The organism is Synechococcus sp. CS-1328, assembly GCF_025128095.1.
GTDB lineage: Bacteria > Cyanobacteriota > Cyanobacteriia > PCC-6307 > Cyanobiaceae > CBW1002.
The window spans coordinates 1-10,461 of sequence record NZ_JAHLYT010000009.1 but is presented as its reverse complement, the minus strand read 5'-3'; the positions used below and the strand labels follow the sequence as shown (position 1 = coordinate 10,461).

Below are 10,461 nucleotides of genomic sequence, written 5' to 3'. Positions count from 1 at the left end.
CTGTTCCGCTGCGCCCTTCGGGCTCCGCTCCACAGGCCATTGCTTCACCCGCGCCCATGCGCAACAACTGCGGCTCGGCTCTAATCCCCGCTGGATGAAATCAGGGGGTCAGGTCAGCCCCTTAGGCCGCCGAATGCCCACCTACAGCTTGGAGGAGAATTCCGGGGACCATCAAACTGGGGTGCAGGTCACCACCAAACCACGAGCAGGTTTCGCAACAGGGTGCTAGCGCTGTTTTCACTTGCTCTGCATCACCCACACGCCATCCCATGCCTCCGTCGGCGGGCTTGCCAAGAGAGCCTGGCAACGATCGATATAGGTTTGTGAAAGGCTGTCGCTGGGATTGAGCTGCAGGCAACGTTCAAAACGCTGGATGGCGCGATCGAATTTGCCTCCACGATAATCCACCATGGCTTCGCCGAAATGGTTGACCACGTCCATCAGGTTCGGGAAGCTTTGGGAGTCATGAAAGTCGAGGATTTCGAACACACGGACCGGCTGCGTCTTGCCCTTGACGACAACCAGGTCGATGTCGCGAAGACGATACGTTCCCCGCAGTTTAGACACTGTGGATTCACTCGCAAGAATGCGCGCCGAATACGCCTTACAGGCGCTCTCCAACCGTGAAGCCAGATTCACACCGTCTCCAATAACGGTGTAATCCATGCGTTTCGGGCTTCCGATATTGCCGGACACCACATTATCGGTGTTGAGGCCGATACCCATGTCAACGGTTTTCAGACCCTGCGCTCTGCGCACGACGTTCCATTCCCAAAGTTCCTGGATCATTGTGATCGCGGCGCGCACAGCGCGATCAGGATCGTCCCCTTGGGCGACCGGCAGGCCAAAACAGGCCATGATCGCATCGCCAATGAACTTGTCCAGCATCCCACCTTCGCGGGTAATGCAATCAACCATCATCGTGAAATACTGGTTGAGGAACTGTACGGTGCCCTGCGCCCCGGACTCCTCTGTAATTGCTGTGAAACCGCGCACGTCGGTGAACATGATGGTGGCTTCGGCATTAACGCCACCAAGAAGATCCAGCCCGTCGTTCTCCAGCATCTTTGCAGCGATTACAGGGTCCATATAGCGGGACATCGTCGATTTCATGCGTTTTTCGCTGCTGATATCTTCGAACATCAGCATAGAACCGAGCGATTTATCATCTGCTGCTCGCAACGGCATGAACGTGATGTTGACCGATTTTTCCTGCGCACCCACTGAAAGGGTGCTGTCAGGGTAGAAACTGCTCTCTTGGCTGGTCCGGGTGTGTTCGAGTTGGTCAAGTAACCACTGGCCATTTTCGCCCAGCATGTCGGTCAGTGGCTTGCCAATGAGTTCCGCTTCCGATGCGCCCCAGATGCGTGCTCCAGCGGCGTTGCTGGTTACAATTTTGTTGTTGGCGTCAAGCGTCAGGACGCCGTTGGACATGCTTTGCAACATGCTTTCATTGTAGTTTTTTATCCGCTGCACATCATCGAAAAGCTTTGAGTTTTCGAGCGCAATGGCGATCTGCGCGGTAAACGCCTTCAGGCGTTGCTCGTCCTCGTCCGAAAAGCTTCCGCCTTTCTTGTTGAGCACTTGTGCAACACCGATCGCGCGATTTTCCTTGTTGATGATGGGAACGCACAGGATCGATCGCGTGAAGAATCCGGTCTGCCTGTCGAAGGAAGGGTTGAACCGCAAATCTGCATAGGCATGCGGAATGTTCATTGTCTGGCCAGCGGTGAAAACGGCACCAGCGATACCGAGGTTTGCCGGAAAGCGAATTTCCGAGATATCGCCCCCGGTGCTCACCCGTGAAAACAAAGTGCCAGTTGCGGTATCGTGAAGGAATATCGTTGCACGTTCAGCGCCCAGCATCTTCGTTGTCTCGCTGACGGCGCGCTGCAAAAGGCGGGAAAGGTCGAATTCTGAATTGATGTCCGACACCAGTTCCAGAAACGCCATTTCCTTGCCGCGGATGCGTTCAATCTCTTCCAGATACTGCATGCTCTGAAGGATGGTGCAGGCTTGATTGGTGATATCCTGCAGAAGATCGAGATCTGTGTCGCTAAATGTGCCATTGCGGCGATTTAGGCTTTGAATTACGCCGATAATCTCGCCCGAGGCGGCATAAAGCGGTACGCAGATGACATTGCGCGTCACAAAGCCCGTGCGTTCATCAACCGATTGATTGAAGCGGGGGTCATGGTAGGGGTCATCACAGCGCACGGATTCGCCCGATCGGAAGACGTGACCGGCGATACCGCTGCTGTTGAGTATGCGGATTTCTCGGACGAGATTGCCCTCCGCGACGCGGGAATATAGCTCGCCTGTCTTGGGGTCGTTGAGAAACAGGGTGCCGCGCTCGCAGTCCAACTCACGCGAAGTTAGATGCACCAATTCGGCAAGCACGGAATTCAGATCGGTGAGGCTGGCGCAGCGGCGGGTGACTTCCAGCAGCACATTCGCGCGGTGCAAAGCCTCGTCGCGGCGGGTGCGGCGCGCGACCGAGCGGCTCATACCGTTCGGAAATTCGGCGTTCATGCGTTGGTTTCCAGTTGGATGCGGAGCAGTTTGATCTGTTCCTTGAGAACTTCCTGATCGCGATGGGCCAACGCCTCTTGCGACCGAAGTAATTGGGCGGCATCGGCATTGGCCCCGTCCAGTTGAAGACGAAGCGCATTGACCGCCGAACGAAGCTGATCGGCTTCTGCCGCATGCGCTGCACGCAGCGCCTGCAATGCGGCCTCCGAAGCAATTGCCTGGCTATCCAGACCGTCCCGCAATGCCTGAACGGTATCCTTTAGAACAGCAATGTCCTGGGCCATGGCAGCCCGAACGCTTTGCACTTCGGTTTGGGTGTGTGCTGCGGCCGCTTCCAGCGCGTTCCGGAGCTGGTCTATTGTAGAGTGCAGCTGCAGGTTTTGCGCGTGGAGATCGGAGATCTCTGCCATTGCCATGGTCGCCAACGGCTTACCCTCCCCAACATGACGTGACGCAGCCCCGTGGCTTTGTCGCGACAGGGGTTGCAACCGGGCAGTTGTTGTTGCGGGTGAGACGAGTCAAAGCAAAGGCCTGTTCCCTTGCACCCAGATGGCTTCATAGGCCATTGGTTCCACGGCGCCCAAGTGCAACAACAACCGCTCTGCGCTCATCTTCGCTGGATGAGATCAGGGTTCAGTTCCCATTGCGCGAACCATCTTGGGGCTTCCGTGTCAGTTCGTACCGAACGACGGCTGGCAAACGGACCAACACACTCTGGCCACAGGACGTTTGCGCCCGGGTTGAACCTTAGCGGTGAGATGAGGACGTTTCAGACCGCGCTTGGCCAAACATCAATCCAGTTTTCAAAGTGCATCAATGCAGGGCCTCCACGCGACTGCGACCCACATGGCGGACGCGTGAGACCTGCGTAGCTGTTATGTGGCACAAAGCTTGTTAACCACCTGAGATCACACACCATCCTTCCGTTGTGCGGGGGGCAGAAAGCGTACGGCATCACATTGTGAAATCGTGGGAATCCACCAACACCACACCACTTTAACGCCACCCAACAAGCTGCTCATTCGTGACGCCCACAATCCGTTCAGTTTTAGGTATCAAAGGGACCTCTCGCCTGGCCCACTCGTCAAATTATCTTTCAGTATCCTGTAAGAGATACGTCCGGTATTGGATCATTCTATCACGTGCACCCCTGACTGATGCCATTCCCAAAGGTTCTCCGGTTTTGTGTTCGGGCATCGCGTGAGAGGTGGCTCGGCTAATCTGCACAGTCGGCAAAGTGGAGTTTCTGCCTGAAGGCGGCCAAGATGGCTGCCGAACAGGAGATCCGATGACGAAGTGAACACGCCGGAACCACAGTCCGGCTTTCAAGGCGAAGGTGGCATTGGCTGCCGTGAGGGGCGAGAAGACGCTGGCCGAGTTGGCGCAGCAGTTTGACGTTCACCCGAACCAGATCACGACCTGGCGTGGGCAGTTGCTGGAAGGCGCTGCCGGAGTTTTCGGATCTGACAGCCACGGCGAACCGGCGGAGCCGGCGATCGACGTGAAGACGTTGCACGCCAAGATCTGCGAGTTGACGTTGGTGAATGATTTTTTGTCCGGGGCGCTCGGCAAGGCGGGACTGTTGCCGAGCGCAAAACGATGATCGACCGATCGCACTCGCTGCCGGTGACCCGTCAGGCGCGGGAGCTGGGGATCAGCCGCGGCAGCGTCTACTATCTGCCATGTCCAGCCTCGGATGCCGACCTTGCCATCATGCGGCGCCTCGACGAGCTGCATATGGACTTCCCGTTCGCGGGCAGCCGTATGTTGCGCGACCTGCTTGCCGCCGACGGCGTCAATGTCGGTCGCCTGCATGTGTCGACGCTTATGAAGAAGAGGGCGGTCGAGGCGATCTACCGGCGGCCGAACACCTCGAAGTCGGCGCCAGGGCATAAGATCCATCCCTATCTGCTGCGAAAGCTGGCGGTGACGAAGCCCAACCAGGTCTGGGCGACGGACATCACGTACGTCCCGATGGCGCGGGGCTTGGTCTATCTCATCGCCATCGTCGACTGGTTCAGCCGGCGGGTTTTGTCGTGGCGGCTGTCGATCACGCTGGAGACGGACTTTTGCATCGAAGCATTGGAGGAAGCGCTGGCGCGCTTCGGCGCGCACGACATCTTCAACACCGACCAGGGAAGCCAGTTCACCAGCATGGCTTTCACCTCCGCGCTGCACCGGGAGAGGATCACGATCAGCATGGACGGCCGCGGCGCCTGGCGGGACAATGTGTTCGTCGAACGCCTGTGGCGCTCGATCAAATACGGGGAGGTTTACCTGCGAGCCTATGGCTCGGTCAGCGAAGCCCGCGCATCGATCTGCCATTATCTGACCTTCTACAACGCCAGCCGCCCGCACTCGTCGCTTGACCGCAAGACGCCTGATCACGTCTACTTCAACCAACCGCTTCTCGCAGCGGCATGAAACCGGCAGACACTCTACTTAGCAATCGCGCGGGGCTATTCAGATAAACTGGGCCACCTCTAAGTTTGGCCCGAGCTCTCAGTCTGGCCAGATGGATTTTCAGGAAAGTGTAAAATTTTGTATCTGCACTTCGCAGACACAAAAAACAAAATTTGGCTGATGTTCGAATGCAGTTACCTTTCGCTCAAAGATTCCGATACGGTCTTCAAGATTGGCTTTGTCAGATATCTTAACACCGTGTTTTCACCAGTCTTGATCTCGGCTGTCAGGGTCATGCCAGGCTGAATGATTATCTGCTCATTTTCATGCTTGGGACGCATTTCACTTATGTCGACGTCGAGGTTGATGCGATAATACGTGGCGCTTTCTCCATCGGGGCGTTGCTCCACCAATGTGTCCGGGCTGACATAGGAAACGACCCCAACGCCGGAGCCGTAAATGGCACTGTCGAACGTGTCGAATTTGACCGATGCCCTTTGCCCGATCTTGATGAATGCAATATCTCGAGGCGAGACCTGAGCCTCCACAATAAGCTTTTCTCCAGTGGGCACGATCTGCATCACTTCGTCCCCGGGGCGAAGAACCGCGCCGACAGTTGTAAAGCGAACATTCTTGACGATGCCGTTGGCCGGCGATCGTAGTTCGGTGGCCGCTAGTGCGTCCACGCGTTGAGCAAGTATCTGCTGGGCGCTGACCAGCTCTTCTTCAACCTTGGCAAACTCTGCCTGGAGATCCTGTTGATACTTGCTTCTCTTGTTGACAATCTGGCCTTGCACATCGGCGATGCCGCGCTGCATGCGGATGATCTCAGCACGGGCGACGTCACCGCTTGAAACCAGTGGCATGTTAAGCTCAAGTTCCTGCTGCATCAACCGCTTGACCGCTTCCAGTGCGGCAATTTCAGACGAAATGGCTTGGCGACGCTTTATAAATAAGGCCGTTTGGTTGGAGATGAAATCCGGATAGACTCGCAGATCTGCGGGAAAATTTAGTGGGCGGTCATACAATTCAGCTTCAATACGGGACATGATGCTCCTGAAAGCGGCCACCTTGGCTTGGCTTTCTTCAACAGCGGCCTGCACTTTGACACGATCAATGCGCACCAGCAGCTGACCTTTGCGCACTGCATCACCTTCCCGAACGCGCATTTCCTCCACAACGCCGCCATCAGCGCTCTGTATGACCTGTACTTTGTCAACTGGGATGACCTTGCCCATGGCGCGCGTGAGCTGGTCTATTTCTGCCCATGCTGCCCATAGAAAGAACGACACAACAGCCGCCGCTGATGTAGTAATGATCCAACTCGATAGTCGGATCGATGTCAATTTATTCATTATATTCTACTCATTATCATTGTGCTGGCATCACGGTAGCAGGCACCGCCTGCGGGCCCGGTCGCTTGGCAGTGAGCTTGGCCAAGACGTCTGCGGTCTGGCCATCAAGCATGATGCGCCCCTGGGCCATCACGATTACACGCTGAACCGCAGACAGGAGCTGCAGTCGGTGGGTTACAAGCACAAGACCTTGTTCAGGACCCAGCTGGCGTATCACGCTGCTGATAACCATTTGCTCGGTGGTTTGATCAAGACTTGCAGTCGGCTCATCGAGCAGCATGAACCCAGGTTGACCAAGGAGGAGCCGCGTCATGCCCACCAAGCCACGTTGTCCGCCTGACAGCCCCCTTCCCCCTTCCGCCAGCATAAGGTCAAGACCCTTGGGGTGCCCAGCAATCATGGTAGCTAGGCCCGTGCTTTGGGCGCATCGCAACAGGTCCTCGTCCGTGATATTGCCAAGGCCCATGACGAGATTCTCACGCAGTGTCCCGTTCACGAGGCGATAGTCTTGAGGCAGATAGGCCACATGGGCGCGCAGAATGTCATCGGCAATCTGCGATACATCGAGCCCGCCAAGGCGTACGGAACCCTGCTGCGGCAGATAGAGGCCGGCCAGCAAGCGCAATAGAGTGGACTTGCCCGAACCCACGCCGCCAATGATCGCCACGCGCTCGTTTGGTTGGATCTCGAGCCGCGTAATATCCATGCCCTCACGCAAGCCGGGATAACTGAACTTGAGCTTCTCGATGGTCAGGCCCCCCGACAGGCGTTCAGGGCGAAGCGCGCCCTGGCCCGTGCTACGGTCCATCGGCAGAGCAAGGATGCTATCGAGCGCCTTCAGCGATGAACGTGCGTATCCCCACTGCACGATCAGGTTGGGCAACATGCTGATGAGCGGGCCATTAATCCGTCCGGCGATGATGGAGCATGCCAACAATCCGCCTGACGTCATGCGGCCTTGTGCCACTTCAAAGGCGCCTATGGCCATCAACATTACGTAGGCCACTTGCTGCAGTGACGAGAACACCGAGGAGGCTAACGCTGATGTGCGCTTGATGGGGTCTTCATAGTGGTGGATCTCGCGGATCAGGCGGTTCCACCGTGCCAGCATGAACCAGTTGCCCCGGTTGGCCTTGATCGTCTCTACGGCGTCCAACGACTCAACCAGCATGCCGTTCTTGCGATTGCCACTCACCTGGGCTTTTTCTGTACCTACACGAAGGGCACGGGCGATCAGAAACGCTACGATCAGTGCAAGTGGCAGCGACACCACTGGCACCAGTGCAACGGCACCGCCGATCCAGAAGACAACCACGATAAAGAGTAACGAGAACGGCAGATCGGCCATTACGAAAAGCGACGTGGACGACATGATGCTACGGACCTGCTCCAGGCCCTTGAGTTGAGCGGCCATGGTGCCGATGCCAGGTGGGCGCGCATCGAGACGGACGGCCTGGGCGCGTGCAAAGAAATACTCCGAGACCTCGGCATCAACTTCCGCAGCTTCCCGCTCAACCAGCAAGGCGCGCGTGGTGCGGATGACAAGATCAAGGACGAGCGCAATCAAGACGCCGACTGTCAACACCCACAAGGTTGAGAAACTGCCAAGCGGAATCACCCGATCGAACAACTGCATGGAATAAAGGGACGTGGCTAGTGTCAGGATGTTGGCCACGACCGTCGCCAGCGTCGCAGTGAGCAATACATGCCGACGCCGCTTGATGGCACCCCAGAAGACTGAGACAGCCGCTTCGGGTGAATCGCTGTTCAACGGATCAGGGAAGGCAACGTCGAAAAAGGCCAGATCGTCGTTGTAGGCGCACACCTTATCCACGAAGCTACGCATCTGCAGCGTTGATTCACTGTTCCACTGTTCAGCGACGCCAAAGCCGTCCTTCGATGACCAAAGCAGCAACGGAAACTGATCAGGCCTCGGTCTCGTGGACAACTTCTGGGGCGCGGGCCAACCAAGCCGGGCACATAATACAGAGAGCGCGGTTATGTCATCAGGCAAGCTGTCGCCATCAAACTCACTCTCCCAACCTGGCGGCAATGAAGCGCCCTTTGCCACAGCGAACGCATCAAGCGCCGCGAGGAGTTGATTATCTTCAGCCATGATTGGGCTCCGTCCTGTCTGCCAACAGCCGTGGCTGCCAAGTACAGGTGCGTAAGGCGATGCGTGCGGCTGTCAGCTGCGCGCTGGTTTCAGAATCGACGATGGCCAAGCGCATGTTGGTTGATTCCTGCAGTGCATTCATCACGTCGAGCCAAGTGCGCCGGCCGGCAATGAATTGGCGCTTGTATGACTCAACGACAAACAATGAGCTCGTCGCCGCGGTAGCGGCGCTGCCAATGCGCTGACGCGCAGCTGCATTATTCACAATGTCCAGGCGCAATGCTTCGCGCAGCTCGCGCTGCGCCGAGACGATTGCTTCCTGGCTCGCCCGGGCCCTCTCTCCCGCTCCTTGCGCGGCAGCAGCCTGGGAGAGCCCGTTGCCCGTCTGGGCGCGTAGCGCTAACCCGACGCGCTCGCCGAGCACTTCGTTGCTGGACAATTGCCCGATCAACTGCGGCAACAACGCTGCCTTTGCTGACTTTTGTTCGGCTCTCGCCACGATGGATTCCGCAGACAGGCGCGCGCTTCGCGGGTCGCATGCCAGCGCCTTTTCAACGGCGCCGACTTGGGACGGGTGATGAAGTGCCGGATCATAGGCCGGTACATCCCCCAGTAGCAGGTTGGTATCGCCGGTAAGCTCCGTGAGGGTGTTTACAGCACCACTGCGTTGGGCTTGGGCGAGCGCAAGCTGCTGCTCAATTTGGGCGGCACGCGCCATAGCAAGATCAAGGTCCGACCGTGGACTGATCTGCTGCGTTACACGACGGCCAATGGTATCAGAGAGTTCGCGATGCCTTGCCAGTGCATCCTTCAGTATCTCGCTCCGCCGGGCTGTCGCTGCAACTTCGAAGTAAGCCTGGACCACCCGCAGCGACAAATCACGTGCGACCTCGTCTAGGCCGGCTCGTTGCACGAGGAGCTGCGCCTTTGCACGGTCGATTGCTGCACCGATGCGGCCGCCTGCCCAAATTGGTTGCTCGATAACGGCATTAAGGACGGTACCGTCCTGAGCGGAGTTCGCGCTGCCTCTTGTGATTGCAAGGGCCTCAACCGTCAGGCTCGGAAAGCGCAGCCACTTGGCACCACGCACATCATAGCCGGCGGCACGGATCCGACCTTCGAATGATTTCACCTGTGGGTGCGTTGCCGATGTCGTTACCGCAAGTTCGTGCAAGATTGCAGGTATGCCGGGCGCAACTGGCCCGACTTCTGCAATGTCCGGGCTTTGTGCGGCGGTGTCAGGACGGGGCGGCCCATAGGTCTGTCCATTAACCGCTGGATCATCAACTTTCTGGACCGCAACGGCCTCAGTTACCGACACGAAGGACATCGCTAGCGTAGACAGCAACATTGCTACCGCACCGGATACCGTTGGACGATTTCTTTTGAAAACCCTCCTGAAATCTCGACACCGGCACATAAAATTTATCAACAAGTTTTTTCTCGCTAGGCATCTAAGCGTCGAACACGCCGCGCTTTTGGGCAACACTTGGTCGAGAGCCCAACCGCCTTGGTGCGGCAACTCTTAACGTGCAGATAGACTCCCCTTGACAGCCAAATTTTCCGGATTGGGTTTCACCCTTTGTGCATCCCGTCGATCTGGCGTCTTGTACGCCCACTTTCAGAACACGCCCTAGATACCGAACTGGACGTAACGGCGTCACCGGCAACAACAGCCGAAAACGAACCATTAACGTTCAAAAACGGATTTGACCCCTTCTGAGTGGTCTAAAAGTTCGGATTAGATTTGGCCTACAACGTGAACAGCGCGGGTTTTTCCGGAGGCCGTTTGGCTTGAGTTAAGCGACAATAGCTGCTCCGTTGATCATGGCAAAGTATAGTTTTTCTGCTTACGCGGGTGGGGTATTGCCGATGGGCTCGAGCAGTCGGCAGTGATGCGCATGATCGATGCGGTGGACTTGGAACGGTTTTGTGCCGGTCACCTATCTCACTATGCCACCTTGGCTTCGAATGCGAGCGGGCTAATGCCGCCCAGGTATGAATGGCGCCTGCGGGTGTTGTAGAACCCGTTGATGTATTGGAAGATGGCAGTCT

7 protein-coding genes are annotated in these 10,461 nt (G+C 57.1%); 1 reads left to right on the top strand and 6 read right to left on the bottom strand.

Annotated features, from left to right (window positions below; all coding sequences use genetic code 11):
• Nucleotides 1-237: 237 nt before the first annotated feature.
• Together KQ310_RS01555 and KQ310_RS01550 are read right to left on the bottom strand one after the other, a co-directional pair.
• Nucleotides 238-2,532 carry an adenylate/guanylate cyclase domain-containing protein gene (locus tag KQ310_RS01555; protein WP_259720044.1) on the bottom strand — a complete coding sequence of 765 codons (2,295 nt, stop codon included), beginning with the start codon at nucleotides 2,530-2,532 and terminating at the stop codon, nucleotides 238-240.
• The gene (locus KQ310_RS01550; RefSeq protein WP_259720043.1) at nucleotides 2,529-2,942 is read right to left on the bottom strand and encodes a hypothetical protein; all 414 of its coding nucleotides are present in this window, start codon (nucleotides 2,940-2,942) and stop codon (nucleotides 2,529-2,531) included. The genes KQ310_RS01555 and KQ310_RS01550 overlap by 4 nt, the downstream gene beginning before the upstream one ends.
• Before the next feature lie 926 nt (nucleotides 2,943-3,868).
• Between KQ310_RS01550 and KQ310_RS01545 the strand changes: the two genes are divergently transcribed.
• Nucleotides 3,869-4,956 (top strand): IS3 family transposase gene (locus KQ310_RS01545; RefSeq protein ID WP_399237380.1). Its coding sequence is split into 2 segments (ribosomal slippage): nucleotides 3,869-4,088 and nucleotides 4,088-4,956, totalling 1,089 coding nucleotides; the frame shifts between segments, so codons are not numbered across the junction.
• 173 nt (nucleotides 4,957-5,129) lie between these two features.
• Here KQ310_RS01545 and KQ310_RS01540 read toward each other — a convergent pair.
• The 4 genes from KQ310_RS01540 to KQ310_RS15915 form a co-directional block, all read right to left on the bottom strand.
• A complete protein-coding gene (locus tag KQ310_RS01540) occupies nucleotides 5,130-6,173 on the bottom strand; it encodes an HlyD family efflux transporter periplasmic adaptor subunit (protein WP_259720041.1) in 1,044 nt (347 codons plus the stop codon).
• Nucleotides 6,174-6,306: 133 nt separating this feature from the next.
• On the bottom strand, nucleotides 6,307-8,406 hold the full coding sequence (locus KQ310_RS01535; RefSeq protein ID WP_259720040.1) for an ATP-binding cassette domain-containing protein: 2,100 nt from the start codon (nucleotides 8,404-8,406) through the stop codon (nucleotides 6,307-6,309).
• Complete coding sequence (locus tag KQ310_RS01530; RefSeq protein ID WP_259720039.1) at nucleotides 8,399-9,736, bottom strand: TolC family protein; 1,338 nt, start codon at nucleotides 9,734-9,736, stop codon at nucleotides 8,399-8,401. Before KQ310_RS01530 ends, KQ310_RS01535 begins: the two co-directional genes overlap by 8 nt.
• A gap of 621 nt (nucleotides 9,737-10,357) precedes the next feature.
• Nucleotides 10,358-10,461, bottom strand: a 104-nt coding sequence (locus tag KQ310_RS15915; protein ID WP_332310451.1) for an IS3 family transposase, incomplete at its 5' end; no start/stop codon positions are given.

Bases quoted from the DNA above. Each gene is read 5' to 3' on its own strand.
- KQ310_RS01555 (WP_259720044.1), bottom strand. From the start codon at position 2,532: ATGAACGCCGAATTTCCGAACGGTATGAGCCGCTCGGTCGCGCGCCGC.
- KQ310_RS01550 (WP_259720043.1), bottom strand. From the start codon at position 2,942: ATGGCAGAGATCTCCGATCTCCACGCGCAAAACCTGCAGCTGCACTCT.
- KQ310_RS01540 (WP_259720041.1), bottom strand. From the start codon at position 6,173: ATGGGCAAGGTCATCCCAGTTGACAAAGTACAGGTCATACAGAGCGCT.
- KQ310_RS01535 (WP_259720040.1), bottom strand. From the start codon at position 8,406: ATGGCTGAAGATAATCAACTCCTCGCGGCGCTTGATGCGTTCGCTGTG.
- KQ310_RS01530 (WP_259720039.1), bottom strand. From the start codon at position 9,736: ATGTCCTTCGTGTCGGTAACTGAGGCCGTTGCGGTCCAGAAAGTTGAT.